This window comes from Helicobacter pullorum NCTC 12824 (assembly GCF_017979475.1).
In the GTDB taxonomy this organism is placed as follows: Bacteria; Campylobacterota; Campylobacteria; order Campylobacterales; family Helicobacteraceae; genus Helicobacter_D; species Helicobacter_D pullorum.
In genome coordinates, this window is record NZ_JAERIT010000013.1 from 16,490 (window position 1) to 37,530 (window position 21,041).

Annotated in this window: 22 protein-coding genes; 9 read left to right on the top strand and 13 right to left on the bottom strand. The window is 34.1% G+C overall.

The genetic code is table 11. The features are described 5' to 3' along the window. Window positions 1-8: 8 nt before the first annotated feature. The 13 genes from JJQ98_RS08100 to JJQ98_RS08160 all read right to left on the bottom strand — a co-directional run bounded on the left by JJQ98_RS08100 (window position 9) and on the right by JJQ98_RS08160 (window position 10,310). Window positions 9-548, bottom strand: a complete 540-nt coding sequence (locus JJQ98_RS08100; RefSeq protein ID WP_134043641.1) for a DUF6115 domain-containing protein — start codon at window positions 546-548, stop codon at window positions 9-11. Further along, window positions 541-1,089: a hypothetical protein gene (locus JJQ98_RS08105; RefSeq protein ID WP_151105165.1), complete on the bottom strand. Its 549-nt coding sequence runs from the start codon at window positions 1,087-1,089 to the stop codon at window positions 541-543. The genes JJQ98_RS08100 and JJQ98_RS08105 overlap by 8 nt, the downstream gene beginning before the upstream one ends. 16 nt (window positions 1,090-1,105) lie before the next feature. Then, on the bottom strand, window positions 1,106-1,960 hold the full coding sequence (gene mqnP, locus JJQ98_RS08110; protein WP_005022702.1) for a menaquinone biosynthesis prenyltransferase MqnP: 855 nt from the start codon (window positions 1,958-1,960) through the stop codon (window positions 1,106-1,108). Continuing rightward, the gene (locus JJQ98_RS08115) at window positions 1,960-2,502 is read right to left on the bottom strand and encodes a DUF502 domain-containing protein (protein ID WP_005022703.1); all 543 of its coding nucleotides are present in this window, start codon (window positions 2,500-2,502) and stop codon (window positions 1,960-1,962) included. Before JJQ98_RS08115 ends, mqnP begins: the two co-directional genes overlap by 1 nt. A gap of 149 nt (window positions 2,503-2,651) precedes the next feature. Beyond that, window positions 2,652-3,881 carry a ComEC/Rec2 family competence protein gene (locus JJQ98_RS08120; RefSeq protein WP_151105166.1) on the bottom strand — a complete coding sequence of 410 codons (1,230 nt, stop codon included), beginning with the start codon at window positions 3,879-3,881 and terminating at the stop codon, window positions 2,652-2,654. A 64-nt stretch (window positions 3,882-3,945) separates the two neighbouring features. Then, on the bottom strand, window positions 3,946-4,770 hold the full coding sequence (locus JJQ98_RS08125) for a universal stress protein (RefSeq protein ID WP_060661704.1): 825 nt from the start codon (window positions 4,768-4,770) through the stop codon (window positions 3,946-3,948). Window positions 4,771-5,012: 242 nt separating this feature from the next. Beyond that, on the bottom strand, window positions 5,013-5,291 hold the full coding sequence (locus JJQ98_RS08130) for a type II toxin-antitoxin system RelE/ParE family toxin (protein ID WP_247596727.1): 279 nt from the start codon (window positions 5,289-5,291) through the stop codon (window positions 5,013-5,015). Then, a complete protein-coding gene (locus tag JJQ98_RS08135) occupies window positions 5,288-5,569 on the bottom strand; it encodes a hypothetical protein (RefSeq protein ID WP_054197524.1) in 282 nt (93 codons plus the stop codon). The genes JJQ98_RS08130 and JJQ98_RS08135 overlap by 4 nt, the downstream gene beginning before the upstream one ends. A gap of 193 nt (window positions 5,570-5,762) precedes the next feature. Beyond that, window positions 5,763-6,812, bottom strand: coding sequence for a tRNA 2-thiouridine(34) synthase MnmA (gene mnmA, locus JJQ98_RS08140; protein WP_151105167.1), 1,050 nt, complete (start codon window positions 6,810-6,812; stop codon window positions 5,763-5,765). A 137-nt stretch (window positions 6,813-6,949) separates the two neighbouring features. Further along, window positions 6,950-7,366 carry a pyridoxamine 5'-phosphate oxidase family protein gene (locus JJQ98_RS08145; protein WP_005022710.1) on the bottom strand — a complete coding sequence of 139 codons (417 nt, stop codon included), beginning with the start codon at window positions 7,364-7,366 and terminating at the stop codon, window positions 6,950-6,952. 65 nt (window positions 7,367-7,431) lie between these two features. Continuing rightward, complete coding sequence (gene recO / locus JJQ98_RS08150; protein ID WP_054197525.1) at window positions 7,432-8,043, bottom strand: recombination protein RecO; 612 nt, start codon at window positions 8,041-8,043, stop codon at window positions 7,432-7,434. Between the two features lie 9 nt (window positions 8,044-8,052). Further along, the gene (locus JJQ98_RS08155; protein ID WP_151105168.1) at window positions 8,053-8,835 is read right to left on the bottom strand and encodes a thiazole synthase; all 783 of its coding nucleotides are present in this window, start codon (window positions 8,833-8,835) and stop codon (window positions 8,053-8,055) included. Between the two features lie 29 nt (window positions 8,836-8,864). Continuing rightward, entirely contained in the window at window positions 8,865-10,310 is a 1,446-nt protein-coding gene (locus tag JJQ98_RS08160) for an NAD(P)H-hydrate dehydratase (protein WP_151105169.1), read from the bottom strand. 99 nt (window positions 10,311-10,409) lie between these two features. Here JJQ98_RS08160 and JJQ98_RS08165 point away from each other — a divergent pair, with 99 nt between their 5' ends. From JJQ98_RS08165 to JJQ98_RS08205, 9 genes are all read left to right on the top strand, one after another. Then, a complete protein-coding gene (locus tag JJQ98_RS08165) occupies window positions 10,410-10,817 on the top strand; it encodes a hypothetical protein (RefSeq protein ID WP_060663214.1) in 408 nt (135 codons plus the stop codon). A 79-nt stretch (window positions 10,818-10,896) separates the two neighbouring features. Continuing rightward, complete coding sequence (gene pyrH / locus JJQ98_RS08170; RefSeq protein ID WP_005022719.1) at window positions 10,897-11,610, top strand: UMP kinase; 714 nt, start codon at window positions 10,897-10,899, stop codon at window positions 11,608-11,610. A 14-nt stretch (window positions 11,611-11,624) separates the two neighbouring features. After that, window positions 11,625-11,843 (top strand): DNA-directed RNA polymerase subunit omega, encoded by a 219-nt coding sequence (locus tag JJQ98_RS08175; RefSeq protein ID WP_005022722.1) that lies wholly within the window; start codon window positions 11,625-11,627, stop codon window positions 11,841-11,843. 38 nt (window positions 11,844-11,881) lie between these two features. Further along, window positions 11,882-14,029, top strand: coding sequence for a RelA/SpoT family protein (locus JJQ98_RS08180; RefSeq protein WP_005022723.1), 2,148 nt, complete (start codon window positions 11,882-11,884; stop codon window positions 14,027-14,029). Between the two features lie 9 nt (window positions 14,030-14,038). Next, window positions 14,039-15,253, top strand: coding sequence for a tyrosine--tRNA ligase (tyrS, locus tag JJQ98_RS08185; RefSeq protein WP_054197530.1), 1,215 nt, complete (start codon window positions 14,039-14,041; stop codon window positions 15,251-15,253). A 12-nt stretch (window positions 15,254-15,265) separates the two neighbouring features. Beyond that, window positions 15,266-16,360 (top strand): nitronate monooxygenase, encoded by a 1,095-nt coding sequence (locus tag JJQ98_RS08190; RefSeq protein WP_005022726.1) that lies wholly within the window; start codon window positions 15,266-15,268, stop codon window positions 16,358-16,360. Next, on the top strand, window positions 16,357-17,448 hold the full coding sequence (locus tag JJQ98_RS08195; protein ID WP_005022727.1) for an N-acetylmuramoyl-L-alanine amidase family protein: 1,092 nt from the start codon (window positions 16,357-16,359) through the stop codon (window positions 17,446-17,448). The genes JJQ98_RS08190 and JJQ98_RS08195 overlap by 4 nt, the downstream gene beginning before the upstream one ends. 9 nt (window positions 17,449-17,457) lie before the next feature. Next, window positions 17,458-18,303 carry a hypothetical protein gene (locus JJQ98_RS08200; protein WP_060663216.1) on the top strand — a complete coding sequence of 282 codons (846 nt, stop codon included), beginning with the start codon at window positions 17,458-17,460 and terminating at the stop codon, window positions 18,301-18,303. A gap of 167 nt (window positions 18,304-18,470) precedes the next feature. Further along, window positions 18,471-21,041 (top strand): hypothetical protein (locus JJQ98_RS08205; RefSeq protein WP_210670812.1); only part of this gene is annotated, 2,571 nt, incomplete at its 3' end.

Here is a 21,041-nt window from a genome sequence, read left to right on the forward strand (position 1 = left end):
AATTTCCTTTAATCCAAATTAGCAAATTTGAGTGTAAATTCAACTTCGCCTTTGCCGATGCGTAATTCTTTGGCAATAGAATCTACACTCCATCCATCTTTATACATAGAGATAATACGCCCTTCATCAATGTTATTTGGATTACTTGGTGTATAGGCAAATTCTTTGATTCTTTCTTCTAGGGCGATGATTTTATTGTCTATGTTATCTTGGTATTCTTCGTATTTTTCTCTAAGGGAGGAAAGGTGTGTTTTGATGGGGGAAATCTGGGCATAAAGGTTAGAATCAATGAGATTTTTCATCTCAAGGCGAGTTTCTTGATAAATTTGTTGCTTAAAGGATTGCTTGAATTTTTCTAAGTCGTTTTCTTGTTCTTTGAATTTTTTTTGGAGACGATAAATCTCTTTGTTTAAATCCTCGATAGAATTTTCATAGCGTCTAGCCTTCCTTGCACTTTCATAATCTTTTAGATACAAATAGATAATTAGCAAAATAAAAACAAGAGCGATTCCTCCCCCAATCCAAAGTATCATATTTTCGTTATTCATGGTTAGCCTCTTTATTGTTGGATTTCATCAAACGTATTAATGCTCTTTCTTTGGAAGCGACATAGCTATCCCATTCTGTTTCATCTCGCCCATGGATTTTTTCGATAATAGCTAAATTAGTATGAAAAATAAAATAAATAGGTATGATTCTAGTTGGGAAAGTGGGCAATTCTACTCTGCCATAATAAAGTGCATTTTCTTGCAATTTGGAATCTTTTAGTGCAAAGCAATTATGCCCAATAGTAGTAATAATATCTTTGTTGGATAAAGGAATATACGACTTAGTTTCGCCTTGTATTTTGTGCTCTAGGATTTCTATTTTGCGATAAATTTCTACTAAAAGCTCCAAAATAATTGTATTCTCGCTATCTAAATTTCCTTTTTTGGCACGCATTAAACGCAACCATTCTCCTATTGGATCTTCATCGCTTTGGGTAAGTTTATTAAATTCTATGGCAAATTCTTCAGCATTATCATGGGCTTTTTGGTATTGGATTTGCAAGGCGGTGTTAATTAAGCGGCTTTTTTCAAAATTTTCCATATTCTCTAATCCCATATTATTTTGTGAATATTAAATCTAATAAACAAAATCCAAAAAATACAATCCCAAGATAACCATTAACAACAAAGAATGCTTTTGGAATATTGTGAAAGTTTTTTGAAACCAAAAAATGTTCATAGGCAAGGGCAAAAACAGCTATGATTAATCCAAACCACATTAAGAATCCTCGATTGGATTGCATGATAAAAAGTCCCCAAAAAATCAATGTTAAAAGATGAAAAAGGCGTGAAATCCAAAGTGTATTTTGAATCCCAAAAACTCTCGGCACAGAATGCAATCCTTCTTTTTTGTCGTGTTCTATATCTTGCAAAGAATAAAGTAAATCAAAGCCTGCTACCCAAAATAGCACACCACAGCATAGCCATACACTCCACAATGGAATCTCTCCACTCACTGCAGCTACCCCAGCAATTGGTGCTAATCCAAGTGATAACCCCAAAACCAAATGGGCTGCTGAAGTAAATCGCTTCATTAAAGAATAGCTAGCTAAAATCAATAAAATAGGCACGGAGAGATAGAAACACAAAGGATTGATTAACCACCCCATAAAAATAAATACAATAGCATTAATCAAAATAAAAACAAGCATTGCAAAAGGGGAGATTCTACCATCAACACTTGGGCGATTTTTGGTGCGTGGATTGGTGCTATCAAATTTTCTATCTGCATAACGATTGAATGCCATTGCAAAATTTCTAGCACTAATGCTTGCAATCACCCCAAATGCAAAGAGTTTCCAGCCAAACCAGCCATTTGCTGCAGTAAGCATTGCAATAAAAATAAAAGGCATAGAAAAAATGCTGTGTTGAAACATGACAAGTTCGCTAAAATCTTTGATTTTTGCAAACATTATTTGACTCCTAGTGATATGATTTTTTTAAATCCATCGCTTACAGATAAATCTGACATTTTAATATTTTTTTGGTGGATTCTTAGAATAAAGCCAGAAGTAGGATTTGGCGTTGTTGGGACAAAAACCCAATAATATTCCCCTTCTTCTTTGGTGATAAAGCCCATTAGCTCCATTTCTCCAACATTGACATAAGCTACACCCAAATAACCTTCTTTATTTTTGCCAGAAAATATGTGTAAGACTTCTTTGATTCCAGAATAAATGCTTTTTACAACAGGAATCTTGCCGATAATGATTTCTGTGATTCTAATGAGCAAAAATTCCTTATTTTTATCTACCAAATGCCCGATATAATACAACAAAATAAGGCTAATAGCAAAGATTAAAAGCGTGATAAATAAATTAGAATTAGTAATGCCAAAAATAGAGTAAAAAATCGCTGCACAAAACTTATAAACAAAAGAAAAAATCCAAAAAAGCAACAAAAAAGGCAGAATCGCAAAAATGCCTTTGCTAACTTTTGCAATGAATTGATTCACAAGATTCCTTTGAAAATAAAAAATAATGTAGAATTTTAACTGATTTTCATAAAAAAACCAAATGTAAATTTTGGTGTGTTTTGGAAATATTGAGTAGATGGGTAATTGATGAGTATTGAGCGTGTAATGGTGGCATAAGATGGGCTAGATTATGGAGTTTTTGCAAAAAGATAGATTCCATAGATATAATAAATCAAATTCACTCCAAAAAGCGTATAAAATGCGTAGCGATAGAAAATTGCTAGGAGGGTTAAGAAATTACAAAATAAAAAGAAAAATAAATTTGGTTGTAAGGTGATAGTGTGCGTATCAATATTAACCCACCACAAGAGTAGCAAGTCTAATAATCCACCAAAGCCAAAAAAATGTGCTAATAAAATCAAAGGATAATAAAGAGTAAAAAGTGGAGTGAAAATCAAAGAAGTGAGGGAAAGGGGAGAAAATGGAGGAAAAAAGTAATAAACAATAACCCCCATAAGAAAAAATGTAAAGACATTGAGAAAAAATCCATAAAGTAATTTTTGAAATAATGTGCGTGGAATCTTAAAATATTTGAAAAATAGCAAAATATATAAAACTCCAAAAGATGAGAAATAAAAGCCAACTGAAAAGATGAGGGAGGGAAAAAAGCTAAGTAAAATTCCAATACTCCAAAAAAAGGATTCTAATTTTAAAATATCTAATCCTTTAAAAATTAGGAAAAATGCTACACAAGACATTGCTAAAGCCCTAAGGTAGGAAGGGGATTGTGTGAGTAAAAAATAATAAACAATAAGCAATAATAAAACTAGCATTCCCAAATCAAAATAGCGATTGCGGTATGGAAAATAACGCTTATGCAGAGGCGAATAGATTAATCCTAAGATGAAAAATCCTATGGCACTTAGGATTCCTGTATGGTAACCAGATATGGCAAAAATATGTGCAATTCCATAGCTTTGAGCAAGATCCCTCCAAGGAAGTGGTAAAGGATCTGATAAAAAAAGCGAAAGATAGTATTCTCCCATTAATTGTGTTTGGTGTTGGCTTAAAATAAAATCCCTAAGGGGCTTTCTAAAATTCTCCCCTTGCAAAAGCGAAAGGTTAAAACTTGGTGCATAAAAGCCTTTTAGAAAATCTACAAAACTAACTTGCTTTAAAATAATGTTTAAAGAGATTCTTTTGTTTTTGAGATTCTTTAAGTCTTCCCACGAAGTAGTATAAAAAGCTCCAAAATTGCTTTGGAGTTTTAGGACATAATAGCTTTTATCTCCTCGCATTTTTGTGTATTGCAAAAGCACATTAGCTTCAATTTTGGCGGATTTTTGGGATTTTAGGGTGTGGAATTGATAATATTTGTAGCTTAGGGTGCAACTTAAGATAGCAATTAAAAAGAGCAAAAAAACCAGCCTCTCTTTTTTGCTGAAAAAAAGAGGGGGAGAGAGGTTATTCATTGGAGGGTGGTTAAAATTTCCAAATCAAAACATCTATTTTGGAGTTTTCTAAAACATCCAATGCAAAAAAGCTAATTTTGCCACTTGTAGGCAGTGCAATTAATGAAGCATTTTTGCTTTCTGCGACGCTTAAGAGGCGAGTATAAGAGAGAATGCCACTATCTAATATCATTTCTTTTTTGCTACCTTGGAAGTTTTTTAAGAATTTTTTGGCTATTTCTTTGGCTTTGTTTTCGGCATTTTGGTTGAAATTTGTAATTTGTTCATCATCAGCACCATAATGCCCTAATCGAATCTCAAAAGGGCGATTAATCATATGATAGAAAATCAAGTGAGCCTCTGGAAAGATTCTTTTTGCAATTTTTGCAATTTTGACAGAAGAATCGCTAAAATCTGTCGGAGAGAAAATATTGATATAATCTGGCAAACTTTCGTTTTTGGCAACAAGGACGGGAATAGATGATTTTTTGATGATTTGTTTGGTAACAGAGCCAAGCAAAATATCTGTCAAATGCTGTGTCTCTCCTGTGGCACCTACACATAAGATTTGGCATTTGTATTCTTTGATGTGTTTATTGATTTCTTTATGGATAGTGCCAACATAGCAAAATTGTCGCATTTCTATTTCTAGGTTTGGAAAATTATCTTCAATGAATTTTGCTAGAGCTTCTTTGCCTGCTTTTTTGTCTTTTTTGGGGTTGTGGAAGATTGAATATTCCACAATATGCAAAACATCTAAAGAACATTGGAATTTTTTTGCAAGATAGATTGCCTTTGTAAGTGCCATAAGACTTTTTTTTGAGAAGTCTGTTGCGACTGCGATTCTGTTTTTCATCTTTGAAAGTCCCCCTTGTATTTTATGTATAGATTATACAGGTAGAAACTTTCAAAGCAAAGAAAAAAAGAAAGTATTTTTGTATTTCTCCAAAAAGGTGTAAAAACTACCCATTTTTTATAAAAAAGTTTAGAAAAAATGATTTTGTAATAGAGCTAAGAATAGATGCAGATGAGTTTAAGAGGTTTTATAGATAAAAGAGCTAAAGAGATACAAAATGCAAAAATTAGTATTTGTGATGATTAATAGCCTTTAAATAAGTCTTGGTGTCTTCCTATGCGATAAAGACTTAAAATTTCTTTATCTCTTTGATATATTATTATCAAATCGCTAAAAATATGGCATTCCATATAATTTTTATAATCTCCACCTAATGGATGTGGTTTTAATTGTGGATTTAAAATATCATCGTTTGCAAGTTGTTTAATCACTTCATCAATAGCATTTTCACTCCAACCTTGTTTCAAGACTTGTCTATAATCTTTTTTGAAAGTGTTTTTAATGTCAATTTTTCTCATCATTCATCACTCATTAAGGCTTTTTTAGCTTCATCAAAATCATTAAAAACCCCTATACTTGTATTATTGTTTAAGGCATTAATTGTTTTACTATTTGGAATATTATTCTTTTTGTTTTTTTTAGAACTAAAAGATTCTTTTAATTTTTTTTGCAAAAATTTAAAAATCTCTCTATTCTCTTTTAATTGCTGGTTTAACTTTTCTGATTTTCTTTGTGTTAGATTTAAAGCATGTATTATTTCTTTTTGTGTTGCATTTTCATATTTAGCATAATCAAACATAATTTACCCTTTTGCTATTTTGATGGCACAATTATATCTAATATTGTTTAAACAAAAAGTTTGTGTGGGTTGTTTGGTTTGAAGAAAAACGGAGATAAAAATTCCAAAAAAGAAATAATAGAAAGCTTTGAAAAATGCCCTTTTATGCAAGAAATGCAAGGGCATTATAATATTTATTTAGTTTAAAATTTGATTAAAAAGTGCCAATAAATCCACCACCTAAAACCTGATTCCCTTCATATAATACTAGGGCTTGTCCGTTTGCTACTCCATAAGCAGCTTCTTTGAGGTGTGCTGTGATAATGTTTTGGTTGTTTTTGTTTTCTAGGCTAATTTTAGCTGGAATCTTGTGGCTTTTGTAGCGTATTTTGACTTCACAATCTATTTGCCTTTTGTCTTCAAACCATTCTTGTGGCAAAGAGAGATTGAGAGCTTGAACTTGTGTGGTAGCTAATTCTTCTTTGTCTCCCACAATGATAGTATTTTCTTTGGGATTGATTTTTAGCACATAATGTGGAGTAAGCGCACCTTTGATTGTAAAGCCTTTGCGTTTTCCTATGGTGTATTGCATATAGCCTTTGTGTGTGCCAATTTTATTGCCTTTGCTATCTAGCACATCTCCTGTTTTGTTGGTGTTGTAGTGTTTTTGCAAAATATCAATGTATGAATTTTCAACAAAGCAAATTTCTTGAGAATCTTTATAAGTCTCTAGTGTGCCAAGCCAAGGAAGTTCCTTTAGTGCAATGGGTTTGATTTCTTCTTTTTTTTTGTCTCCAAGTGGAAAAATAATTCTATCAATCCATTCTTGCTTTAAACCAAAAAGAAAATAGCTTTGATCCTTATGTGTATCCACTGCTTGAGCGATTCTGCCATTTTGGATTTGTGCATAATGCCCTGTTGCAACAAAATCGCAATTGAACTCTTTGGCAAGTTTAAAAGCAATGTGGAATTTTACATTAGGATTACACATTGCGCATGGATTAGGTGTTAAGCCTTGTTTGTAAGATTCGACAAAATAATCATACACGCTTTTTTTAAACAGCTCTCTCTCATCAACAATTTGATAAGGAATCTTAAGATATTCAGAGCATTTTTGAATATTTTGTGTGTAGTATTGATGTTTTTCGTCTTTGTTGTGAAGCTTAAGGTAAATCCCATAAACGCTGTAACCTTGTTTTTGTAGTAGATACGCACAATAGCTGGAATCCACGCCGCCGCTCATTAATAATAAAACTTTTTTCATAATTTTTTCCTCTTATATTTTATGTTGTTTTCTTTAATATTAAGTTTTTGGGGCTTGAATTGTAGCTAAAAAGCCTTAAAATAGAGCTTTTATAAGAAAATATAGTGAAATTTATTTTAATTTTTATTATACATATTTTATGATGGACTAATTTTTTGATAAAAGAGTTTTTGGTTTAAGAGAAGTTTATTGTCTGTATATTTTGCCCATTGGATTTCTAGTGCAAAAATATCCCCTTTGATGAGTTTTGCATAAGGGAAATGGGAATAATAAATCTCTTTTTGCATTAAAGAAGCGTCTTTAAAAAGAGCTTTGATTTGTAGTCCTTTAAGCAAAGATAAGTTTTGATGATCTTTAGCAATTGTGATTCCGATTTTTGGGCTTTTTTGTGCAAGTTGAATATGCTTTGAAGTTTTGTCACTTTTGATTAAAAAGGTTAAATTTTCTGTATCAAAGGCGTAATAGCAATTGGCAACATACACGCCATCATCATCTATGGTGCTCAAAGAAAGCAAATGATTTTGTCTAATAAAGTCTAATATCTTTAAATCCATCATTGTTTGAACCTTTTTAGTAAGGGTATTATTTTGCATTACAATTTTATCGCCTTTGATTTAGCTTATAAACCAAGCATTAAAATATTCCATAATTTTTCAACCTCCAAATCCTCCAAAAACTCTCCTTGCAAGTTTAGCCATTGTGCGATGTGAGATTTTTGGAAGGTTTCACCTTGAATGCAAGATTTATGCCCACAAATAATACCGCGACTAATTGCGATTTCATCAGAAGTTTCTTTCTCGCATATTATACAAGTAGAGAGTGGATTTTTCCTGCCTTCAAAATTGAGTAATTGTGCATAAAGATTCAAAATGCACCGCTTAGATTCTTCTTTGTGGAGACGTTTAGCACCTTCCTCTAAGTGTTTAAAATAAAAGGAATCAATATGATTAATATCATGTAAATGTTGATTGAGTAATTTTAGGTATTGTTGCCAATAGTAGCGTTTATTAGGTTCTCTCTCCCAAGCAAAGCCCAAATGCATAGGCTCTCTTAGTTTGCCAATTTCTCGCAAATCTTGCTCGATGATAAAGTCAATTTTATTCCCCAAATGAATAATGCTATGCCTAGCCCCATAGAATCTATAAAGTGTGTGAATGTGATTAGAAGTTAGGATTCTAACAAGCAAATCTTCTTCACGCACTTTATGTGTGTGCAATATGAAACCTTGCAAAAACGCCTCTTAAAATTCTAAAAGCCCATCAGTTGGAGAGCTAGCCGTTGCATAAGGCTTTTTGGGGATTCTTCCTGCTAGATAACTTGCTCTCCCAGCCCTCACTGCTTGTGCCATTGCTTGTGCCATTAAAATAGGATTTTTAGCTTGAGCAATAGCAGTATTAGTTAGCACACCATCAGCACCAAGCTCCATTGCAATTGCCGCATCAGAAGCACAACCAACACCAGCATCAACAATCACAGGAATCTTGATAGCAGATTTGATAAATGCTATATTATAGCGGTTTTGGATACCAAGTCCGCTTCCAATAGGGGCAGCAAGTGGCATAACAGCACTTGCACCAGCGTTTTCTAAATGTTTTGCCATTACAGGATCATCGTTGCTATAAGCTAATACCACAAAGCCATCTTTGGCTAAGGTTTCACAAGCTTTGAGTGTTTCTAAAACATCAGGATAAAGAGTTTTTTGGGTATCTCCAATAATTTCAAGTTTAATAAAATCAATCCCGGTTGCTTCCCTAGTTAGCCTAAAAAGCGTAATAGCCTCATTAGCATTAGTGCAACCAGCGGAGTTTGGGAGAAATTGTATTTGAGTATTCTTAAAATAATCCAAAAGATTCTCTTCATTTGGATTAGTGATATTCACCCGACGCACTGCAACGGTGATCATTTCAGCTTCAGAAGCAAGAGTAGCTTCATAGGTAGTTTTAAAATCAGGGTATTTTCCACTACCTACAATAAGGCGACTTTTAAAGCTTTGATTTCCGATTATTAAAGCATCATTGTTCATAAATATCCTTGTAAATTTTAAAATTTATATTAAAGATAGCGAATTTGTGTAATTAAATCAAGGGGGCTTAGAGAGAAATCTGCATTTTTTTTACAAAAATTGTTTGCACAAAGGCTGTGGGCTAAAGTTCCTTGAATGCAAGATTCTAAAGGAGAATAGCTTTGAGCCAAAAAGCCCCCAATCATCCCTGCTAAAACATCGCCACTCCCTCCTTTTGCAAGAGCATTACTCCCCAAAGGATTGATGAAAATTTCTCCATTTTTTGCAATAATGCTATTAGCACCTTTTAAGATGAGCGTAATGTTGGGGTATTTTTGTGAAAATTCTAGTGCAAGAGAAATGCGATTCTTTTGGATTTCTTGAGTAGAAATTTCTTGATGACAAAGCGTTTTTAAAATCGTTTGAAATTCTTTTGGGTGCGGAGTTAGGATAAGATGTTTAAAATTTTGTGTGAGATTTTGAAAATCTTTGTGATAAAAAATATCTGCATCTAATAAAAGCGGAATTTCTTTGAAATTTTGGAGAGATTCCAAAGGCAATGGGGTTTCTTTGCCAAAGCCCATTCCCAGCAAAATAGCAGTTGTGTTTGATGGGATAAAGCAAGAGTGCATAATCTCATAAGGAAAGTTTGAAGGTGGAGTTTGACTAATGATACTAACTAGTCCCGCGCCTATTTTAAATCCGCTAAGGGCAGCTAAGATGCTAGCACCGCTTTTTTCGCCACCAAAAATACTTAAATGTCCAAAACTACCCTTATTGCAGTTTTGCAGCTTTCTTGTTGGGGCTTTGAAATCTTGAGATTCTAAAAGCCTAAAAGAAGAATCTGTGCTAAAAATTTGTTGGCTAATGCCAAGCTCTATGCAGTGGATTTCCCCTACAAAATCCTTTGCTAAATCGCTAAAAAGTGCAGTTTTTAAAGCCCCCATTGTAAGGGTAAAATCTGCTTTGAAGGCAAATGCTTTATCATCTAAGATACAAGGATTCCCGCTTTTGTCAATTCCACTTGGAATATCACAAGCAATTTTTGTTGCACAAGATTGATTGAGTAATGCAATAAGGGATTTTAATTCATCTGCAAGCTGCCCTTTAAATCCGATACCAAAGATTCCATCGATGATGAGATTGAATTGTGCAAGAGTGGAATTATCAAGGGTGGATAGAAATTCAATCTCGCAGCAAAGAGAGACTTTTTTTAGGCGTTCATATTGGAGTTGGCATAGGGAGCTTTTAATCCCTAGGGGCAAAAATATCCCCAAAGAGTATTTGCCAGCCAACATTCTAGCCAACGCTAGACAATCTGCACCATTATCACCACTGCCGCAAACTAAAAGGATTTTGGAGTGCTTATCAAATTGAGAACAAATAAATTCTGCCATACCTCTAGCAGCATTTTCCATTAAAATTTCAGAAGGGAGTAAAAAATCTTGTGTTGCACGAGAATCAAGAATCTTAGTATCAAAAAATAAATTTTTCATTTTCTACCTTAAGCAAAATTGATAGTTTGGGATTAAAATTTATTTGCAATCTTAACAAAATATGCTATAAATCCAAAATTAATTTTTAAGAGTGAATGGATGGGTTATAGGATAATTGTTTTATGCTTGATAGTTTTTTTGGGCTGTGAAAAACCATTAGAAAATAAAGAATCTAATAACACCAAAGAAACACAAAGTTTTATTCCTAATGCTAATTCTTTGAGCGACGATAAAGAGAAAATAGAAACTCCAAAAAAAAGTGCATTAAAACAACACATAGAGAATCTAAGTGAGCAGTTGCGTCAAAAAAATTTGGATAATTTGCAAATGCAACACAATGGCACAAAGGAACATATTAAGCATTTTGAGGAATTTTACAACCGCAAAGATTTACCAAAAGACAAAAGCCAAAAAGGGCAAAATTCATACCAAAATCTTAATAAGGCTTATGAGTTGCAATTACAACAAATGGAAAAATTACAACAAAAGAATGATGAAATTTGGTAGATTCCTCAAATTCTTTACTTAATCGTAAGTATCTTTTGAATATAATAAAAAATTTCAAGTGCTAAATTGTGAGGTTTTTATGGCAAGAAGAATTTTGATAAAGTTTTCTGGTGAGGCTTTGGCTGGAGAGAGTGGCTTTGGGATTGAGAGTGGAATCCTGGATTATATTGCAATGGAATTAAAAACACTTGTAGATAATGGAATTGAAGTAGGAATTGTCATTGGTGGAGGGAATTTTATACGAGGTGTGAGTGCATCAAAAGGTGGCATCATTAGGCGGACAAGCGGCGATTATATGGGTATGCTTGCAACTGTGATTAATGGAGTAGCAATGCAAGAGGCATTGGAATATCACGGGCTTGATGTGAGAGTGCAAAGCGCATTAGAAATCAAAGAAGTGTGCGAAACATATATCAATCGTCGTGCAATGCGTCATTTTGAAAAGGGACGAGTGGTGATTTTTGTCGCAGGGACAGGGAATCCATTTTTTACCACAGATACCGCAGCGACTTTGAGAGCAGTTGAGATTGAAGCAGAAATGATTATCAAAGCAACAAAAGTTGATGGTGTGTATGATAAGGATCCAGCAAAATATTCTGATGCAATAATGCTTAAGCAAATTAGCTATGAGCAAGCACTTAGGGATAATATTAAAGTGATGGACGATACTGCGATTGCTTTAGCAAAAGATAATGCGTTGCCTATTGTGGTGTGTAATATGTTTAAAAAAGGGAATCTTCTAGCAATCCTTAAAAATGAGGAAAATGCTATTTATTCCAAAGTTTCAAATTAATTAAAGGATAGAGAATGAGAACAGAACAAATCGCTTCTAAGGCTTTAGAAAAAGTAAATTTTGATAGATATTTATTATCTAATATTCTTTTTGCAAGAATTGATGAGCTAAGTAGGGGTGCAAAACCACTTGTCAATAAAAATGTCAAGACAGATAAGCTTGCCGATATTGCATTGCTAGAAGTAGCCGAGGGGAAAATCGGATTAGAAAAAGTGGAGGATTTGCAAGGCTAAGAATCTTTTAGATTCTATGTGATTGTTTAGGGTAGAATGTGAAGTTTTTAGACAAAGTTGCTGCAATTAATAGTCCGCAAAAAGCCACAGAATTGCTTTATAGTATGGTGGAGATAACACCAAATATAGAAGCAGCCATTGCTTTTGCTACACAAGCACACAAAGAGCAAAAAAGACGCAGTGGAGAGCCTTATATCGTGCATCCATTGCTTGTTTCTTGCATTGTAGCCCATTTTGGTGGCGATGAAGTAATGGTGTGTGCAGCACTTTTGCATGATGTGGTAGAAGATACGCAATACACGCTTGATGAAGTAAGAAGAGATTATGGCGATGATGTTGCTTCTTTGGTAGATGGATTAACCAAAATCGTTGCCATTAGAGCAGAGGAATTGCCCGCTTCACATTCTAATGAGAAGCTTGTTGTAGCGGCTTTGAGTTTCCGAAAGATGTTAATTACTTCAGTAAAAGATGTGCGGGTTTTGGTAGTCAAATTGTGCGATAGATTGCATAATATGCTAACACTTGGTGCCTTGCCTCCAAATAAACAACGCAGAATCTCTGAAGAAACTTTGGTAGTTTATGCTCCAATTGCACATAGACTAGGAATCTCAAGCTTAAAAAATGAGCTAGAAGATAGAAGTTTTTTTTATATTTTTCCACAAGATTACCGCAAAATAGAAGATTATTTTTTAAACCATAAGCAAACAATTCAATTAAAACTTAATGCGTTTATGCAAAAGGTCAAAAAAAGCCTTATCCAAAGTGGTGTGCCAGAGGGAGATTTCCATTTAGAAAGCCGAGTGAAGCGGCATTATTCAATTTATCTCAAAATGCAACGCAAAGGCATTTCTATCGAAGAAGTTTTGGATTTGCTTGCTATTAGAGTGATTGTTAAAAATGATTTGGATTGTTATAAAGTGCTTGGAATTTTGCACTTGCGTTTTAAGCCTATTATGTCGCGGTTTAAAGATTATATTGCCTTGCCAAAAGAAAATGGCTATCAGACAATCCATAGCACCCTTTTTGATGATTCGGCTATTTTTGAAGTGCAAATCCGCACAGAAGATATGCACAGAAGTGCAGAGTATGGAATTGCTGCACATTGGAAGTATAAAATCGGTGGCAATAGTGGTCCGAGCCTTGATTGGCTCAATAAATTACAATTTCAAAATAATTCAGTAGAAGAGTTTTATGAACTTGTAAAAAACGATCTTTATCGGGAAGATATTGTTGTTTTTTCACCCGATGGGGATAATTATTCTTTGCCCATTGGTGCGGTGGTGTTGGATTTTGCTTATGCGGTGCATACAGAAGTGGGGAATCGCGCAAAAGAAGCTTATGTGAATAATCAAAAAACTTCTCTACTAACCACTCTAAAAAGTGGTGATATTGTAAAAATCATCACTGCAAAAGAGACGATTTTGCGTTGTTCGTGGATAGATGCAGTCAAAACTTCAAGAGCCAAAAGTCAAATTAAAATGAATTGTGCTTCAAGGATTAAAGAAATTGAGAAAAAAAGTGCGATTAATATCATTGCGACTATTTTTGAAAAAAGTGCAGAAGAAATCGAAATGTTTGTAAAAGAAAATGGACTAGAAGAATCCATTTACAAAGCAACAACCGATATTGCTTTTTTGAAAGATATTAAAAATCGGATTAAAAATTATTATAAACAAAAAGCGGGATTTCTAACGCAAATTAAAATCCGAATTTTAAAACTCAAAGAATTGTATTTTGATAATTTAGTCATTCAAACTAACCACACAATCAATCAAGCTGTTTTTGATTATTGCTGCCACCCCAAATTTGGAGATTCTATTATTGCATTTAAAAGTGGTTCTAAAGCATTTGTGCATCATAAGCTTTGTGATAGGGCGTATTTGGAGATTCAAAAAGGTGTAAAAATGCTTTATGTAAATTGGCTTGGCGATAGATTGCAGACTTATAAACTTATCGTTGCTTTGGAGAATCAAAGAGGAGTTTTGGCAAATTTCTTGCAATTTTTGGCAAAATGCGATATTAATGTGCTAGGTGTCGAGCTTGGTTCTCAAAAAAGCACTTATGCAACCCATTGTGAGGTGCGTTTTGAAACACATATTTCAGATGTGAAGGAGCTTAGAGCATTGCTTGGAAATAATTATAAAATCATTGATATTAGCGCTTTTAAAGACGCATATGCAAATTAAGGAGAATAGATGAGTGTAGAAAAGCAAATAGAGTTGGCTTTAGAAGAAATCCAAAGAGGAACACAAGAAATTATAGGTTTGGATTATATTAAAAAGTTAGTAAGCGATTATTTCAAAGAAGGAAAAACCTTCAAAGTCAAAGCGGGATTTGATCCAACTGCACCAGATTTGCATTTGGGACATACAGTGCTTTTGCAAAAACTAGCTACCTTTCAAAAATATGGAGGTAGGGTTTATTTTCTAATCGGTGATTTTACAGGGATGATTGGTGATCCATCAGGCAAAAGTGAGACAAGAAAACCATTGAGCAAAGAGCAAGTTTTGGCTAATGCGAAGACTTATCAAGAGCAAGTTACAAAGGTATTGGATTCTTCTAAAATGGAGATTGTGTTTAATTCAAAATGGCTTGATGAGCTTGGAACGCGTGGAATGATTGAGCTTTCTGCCAAATTTTCAGTCGCAAGAATGCTTGAGAGAGATGATTTTGAGAAACGGTTTAAAGCACAAAGTCCTATTAGCATTGTAGAGTTTTTTTATCCTTTGTTGCAGGGGTATGATTCTGTGGCTTTGGATTGTGATATTGAATGCGGAGGGACAGATCAGAAGTTTAATTTGCTAATGGGTAGGCATCTACAAAGAGCTTATGGTATGTCCAAAGAACAATCAGTAGTAATGGTGCCTTTATTAGAGGGCTTAGATGGCGTCAATAAAATGAGTAAAAGTTTGGGTAATTATGTGGGAATTACACAAGAACCAAAAGAAATGTTTGGGCGATTATTGAGTATTTCTGATAGTTTGATGTGGCGTTATTATGAGCTTTTGAGCACCAAAAGTTTGCAAGAAATTGCAGAGCTTAAAGAGGGGGTAGAAAAGGGAAGTTTGCACCCAAAAGCAGTCAAAGAAAACCTAGCCTTAGAAATCATTACTCGCTATTACAATAAAGAAAGTGCAGAAGCTGCAAGAGAGGAATTTATCAAGGTTTTTAGCAAAGATGAATTGCCAAGTGATATGCCAACTTTTGAAAAAAATGCTGGAATCTGGATTGCACAATTGATGAATGAATGTGCCTTAAGCACTTCTAGCTCGGAAGCTTTGCGGCTCATTAAACAAGGTGGAGTAAAAATCAATGGCGAAAGATTAACTGATACAAAGCTAAATTTAGAAGCTGGAGAATATGTTATACAAGCTGGGAAGCGTAAATTTGCGCGTATATTGATTAAATAAAAAAGGGAAATTATGCCATATAAATTAGAATTAAAACCTCTCAAAATAGGAAAATACACAATACCTCTCCCGATTTTTCAAGGTGGAATGGGAGTTGGGATTAGCTGGGATAATCTAGCGGGAAATGTCTCCAAAAATGGTGCATTAGGGATAATTTCTTGTGTTGGGACTGGATATTATAAAAATAGTGCTTTTGTCCAAAGAGTGATAAAAAATCGCCCTTTTGATACGATTAATTTCTATTCCAAAGAATCTTTGTTAGAAATTTTTAAAAATGCAAGAAAAATCTGCGGAGAAAATCCTCTTGGTGCAAATATTTTGTATGCTATTAATGAGTATGGGAGAGTTGTCCGTGATGCGTGTGAGGCAGGGGCAAATATGATTATCACGGGTGCAGGATTGCCTACAAATATGCCCGAATTTACAAGTAATTTCCCAAATGTCGCACTTATTCCCATTGTTTCATCGGCAAAGGCTTTAAAAATACTTTGCAAGCGTTGGGAGGGAAGATACAAAAGAATGCCCGATGCGGTTATTGTAGAGGGTCCTTTGAGTGGAGGACATCAAGGGGTGAGTTATGAGGATTGTTTCAAGCCAGAATACCAGCTAGAGAGTATTGTCCCTGAAGTTTTAGAAGAAAGCAAAAAGTGGGGAGAGATTCCTATTATCGCAGCAGGTGGGATTTGGGATAGAGCAGATATTGACAAAATGATAAAGTTAGGGGCAAGTGGTGTGCAAATGGGAACTCGATTCTTGGGGGCTAGTGAATGTGATGCAAGGTATTATAATGAGCTAATGCCAAAAATCAAAAAAGAAGATATAGAGTTGATTAAATCCCCAGTGGGTTATCCTGCAAGGGCGATTGTTACCGGCGTGATTAGGGAATTACGCGAGGGGAGAAAACCAAAAATCGCTTGTATTAGTAATTGTGTCGCACCTTGCCATAGAGGCGAGGAGGCAAAAAAGGTAGGATATTGCATCGCAGATGGTTTGGGCGATGGGTATTTAGGAGATCCTATCAAAGGCTTATACTTTACAGGTGCAAATGGTTATAGGATTGAAAAAATCCAAAGCGTTAAAGAAATCCTTGATGAACTAACCAAATGATGAGATTTGTTGTTGTAGTTTGCTTTTTTTGTAGTTTGTTGATGGGGGGAGGTTTGGAAATACTCTCTATCAAACAAACGCAAAATGGAATTACTTTGAGATTCAATCAAACAATCACTAAAAATCACTTCAAAAAGTTTGTATTAGAAAATAAACAAGAATTGCGTTATGTGTATGATATACAAGCCTCTCTTATGGGGAGTGCAAAATCATTTGAAATACAAGGGACAAAAATCAAAATCGCACAAAATTCCCCCACCAAAGTGCGTTTGGTGATACAAACGCCCAAAAAACTTGAAATAGCCCTAGCAGTCTCGCAAAAACAAGCAAGTTTTACTTTTCCAAATACAAATAACATTTCTATCCCTATGCTTTTTGGCAAAGATACTTCCAAAAATTCAAAAATCAATACAAACGACAAAATTATCGTAATAGATCCCGGACATGGTGGCAAAGATTGTGGTGCAGTGGGTGTCAATAAAACTTGTGAAAAAAATGTAGTTTTAAAGATTGGATTGTATTTGAGGGACAATCTCAAAGAGAGAGGATACAAAGTCTATATGACACGCAGTAGTGATAAATTTGTAGGCTTGCGAGATAGGACGAAGTTTGCCAACAATAAAAATGCAGATTTATTTATTTCAATCCATGCTAATGCTATTATGGACAACAAAGATGAGCTAGAAGGGGTAGAGAGTTATTTTCTCTCCACAGCAAGGAGCGAGAGGGCAAAGAAAGTCGCAGCTTTGGAAAACAAAGATGATATTGAAGCGATGAATTATTTTTCTAAACAATCTTTTTTAAATACGCTAAACACCCAAAGGATCATCGCTTCTAATCGTTTAGCAATTGATATTCAATATGGAATGTTAAGCTCTCTAAGGAAAGAATATAAAATTGTCGATGGCGGTGTGAGGGAAGGTCCTTTTTGGGTTTTAGCAGGGGCGGTAATGCCATCAGTTTTGTTAGAAGTGGGATATATCACACACCCCAAAGAGGGCAAAAGACTCTCACAAACCAAATTCCAAAAAAACATTGCCAAGGGAATTGCCGATGGCGTTGATAGTTATTTTATTAGAAATCCATAAGGAAATAAATTGAAAAAAATCACTTTACCACATTTAGTTTTTTCATCTTTGTATTTTATATTGGCATTTTTTACGATTCTAACTTTATTTTTAAGTGGAGTTGTGAATGATTTCAAGCAAATGTTTCGATTAGTAACACAGCCATTTGGAATCTATTTTTGCACAGGGGTTACCTTTTTGCTCTGTGGAGTGATAGTGAGTGTTTTTAATATGGTGAGGATTTATTCTAGCCATTTACCCAAATTATATAGTGCGATGATTTTTGTCGCATTGTGTGTTTTTGGCACTTTTTTGTATTATGAACTTTTTGTGTTGCAAAGAACCTATTATGATATTTTTTCGCTAGAGGATTCTTTGAAATTTGCGACAAATGAGAATGCTTTTGATAAGAGCTTTTACCAAATGGTAATGGATTATAGTTTTTATTTGTTTTTTGTGGTTTTTCCCTTTATTATTTACTTTTTCAAACTCAACTTTGACAAAAGCACCAAAATAGGCAAAATTTTGCAATTAATGCAACCAAATATTAATGTAATGATTGTAACTTTGTTTGGTTTTGCTATTACTTCCCCTATGAAATCCACAGCGGATTATATTGATTTTGCTTTGTTGATAGTAGGGTTATTGATGGTTGGGTTTCTTTGTTTGAAGCGAAAATATCTCATTGGATTCTATGAATTTTTAAATCTTTTGCTTTTGCTTGTGAATTGTTTGATTATCTTTTGTTTTTCTTATTTTTTCGTAGATGGAGAATCTTATTTTGAAGTGCGAAAAGCCTTTTATTTCTTAGCCCTTTTTGGTTGGTGTAATATCTGGATGATGAAGCTAATCATCAAGCCTAATTATAAAGATTAAATTATTATTTAACTTTTACTAAATCATTTATATAATTTTGTTATAATTATTTTATTTTTATTTCATCAATTTTATCTCAATTTAGTAGTATAATTCTCTTTATGAATTTATAAATAAAAAGACTTTTCTTTATTTTATAAATTTAAATATCTTATAAAGGAGATAAAATGTCAAACAATCCTAATTCTGTCGTAGTATGGGGGGGGGGGGCAAATAAGCCTTTAACTAACTCTTTAAAAACTCTCAAAAACTCAAAACCCCAAAAACTTACTAAGAATCCAAAGAAGATTCAAGAATCCCAAAAAGATTCCAAAACCATTAGTAAAATCGGTATTTCTATCATCGCTAGTGTGTTATTGTCTCAAAACTTAGCGGCTTTACCTGCTGGGGGTAAATTTATCCACGGAAGCGGAAATATCAAAGTTGATGGCAAGACCAATACAATGGATATCACAGGAAATAACAGAAACCATGTAATTGCGTGGGGTGGTGGATTTAATATTAATAATGGAGAAAGGGTAAATTTTAACGGAAGTGGCAAAGCCTTTTTGAATCTTGATTATTCCAACAAAGCCTCTAAGATATTAGGAACTCTCAATGGCAATGGCAATAATATCTATCTAGTCAATCCAAGTGGAGTGTTGATAGGAGAGGGTGGGAAGGTCAATAATGTAGGTCGGTTTGTCGCTTCTACTTCAAGTTTGGATAAAGCACTCACTAAATTTGTAAATGAAGCCAAACAAAATGGCGATCAAAATGCAGTGTATTTCTCCCCTGTGTTTAGTCGTGGTAGCTTGAAGGGCAATGTTATCAATATGGGGACTATTAATGCAAATAATATTATGCTAGTAGGTAATGTAGTGAGGAATCTAACCTCAAATGGCACCAAAGATGTCCAAGGAAAATACAATAATACTGGTAATTTGCATATAATAGGAAGTGAAATCTTTTTGGATGTTGAGGGTGTTGCAAATAAGAAAAATATTCGGCTTACAGGAACTAATGATGTTCTCAATTCTACACCTAAAATTACAGTCCAAATGGCAATGAGCACTTTTAAAACTAATGGGCACAAGGATTGGATTACAAAAGATTATAGTATTGATGGATCACAATTTGGAACAGGGAGTTATTATGTTGATCGTATCATTACCATTGGTGGCACAGGGGGTTGGAATGATTTTGCAAATGCTTGGAATGAAAATAAGGGACAAACAAGAAGCATAAATGAATTTAAATTAATCAGCAATCTTGATTTCAAAAATAGTCCCGATTTTGTTTCTGTTGGCAAACCGCAAGGTGCAGGGTTTAATAAAATCTTCAATGGTAATGGCTATAAAATGTCTAATATCACGCTTAATAATGATGACGCTTCAAACAATGGCGGTATAACTATCGCTGGTGTGTTTAACAAAATCGGTGGAGGCACTATCAAAAATCTAACTATTGATACAATCAATGCAAATATTACAGCAAATAGTGCAGATGTATTACATTTTGGTGCTTTTGCAGGGCAAATCAATGGTGGAACTATCGAGAATGTTACACTCAATAACATTAATATAAAAGGAACTATAAATTACAACAGCCCAAATAGTGGATCAAATGATATGGGCTATATGGGCGGATTTGCAGGCGTGATTAGCAATAATGGAAACATTAGCATTAACAATGTTGTTTTGAATAATATTAAGCAAGTGTTTGTGTATTCTAATCAAAGTATTGGAGCAACATTGTATGTAGGTGGATTTGCAGGGAGAATTGAAAATGCAAGTAATGGTTCTAGCACAAATATTAATAATGTGATTTTAAATAAAATCGGGACTTTACGCACAGATGTGGTTACAGGTTATGGAATTGGTAGTGCAAATCCATTGGTTGCTGGTTTTGTTCCATGGCTTGGATCGGGTAATTCTATTAGCAATGCTTCTCTTTATTTCACCGAAAATTCAAAACTAATGCCGGCACTTTTGAGAGATTTCAATGGGGATAGTCGCGACAAAGTCCATAGTTTTTATCATCAAATGAATGGTCTTGGTAGCTCTATAAGTAATATCAATATTTTTTATAATAATAAGGCAACAAACCCAACTTATAATCGTCCTGATATAGATACGGGATATGGTTATGTTAGAGATGGAAATAATGCCCAAAGTGATAGAATGTATTATACGGCTAAAGGTTTGATTGAGGGTATTCGTTCGGGCTATACTGGTTACTATGTGACGCCAGAAACAAATGGTTATTACAATGGCAAAGTGAATTTTACTGCTTATGATGCAGTATCAAATGATATGGGGTTTGATGGCAGGGTAAAGGCATGGCATCCAAATATAACTGCTAGTAATTACAATTACTCTTGGGTGAGACAAGAGAGAATCTCAAATACTTATCCTATGAATGGTAGTCTCAACACAAGCAGTGATTACACGACTTTGATTAATACATATCTCCCTCAAATTATCGATGATATTTTGGAAGCAGATTATGGGGTAACTATCGAAAAAGAAGATGGCTCATCAACACAAGCTACTTTGAATACTATCATCACACAACTTAATAACATTCTCAATGCAATCAATAAGGGAGAGGGCGAAGGAACTGCAGATGGTAAAATTACTAATTTCTTAAATAATATTTTGATTGATAAAGATAATCCACAGCTAAAAGAATCTATCAAACAATCCATTAATTTCTTGCGTGCTTTTTATGAGGGGTATAATGGTAGCAACAGCAAT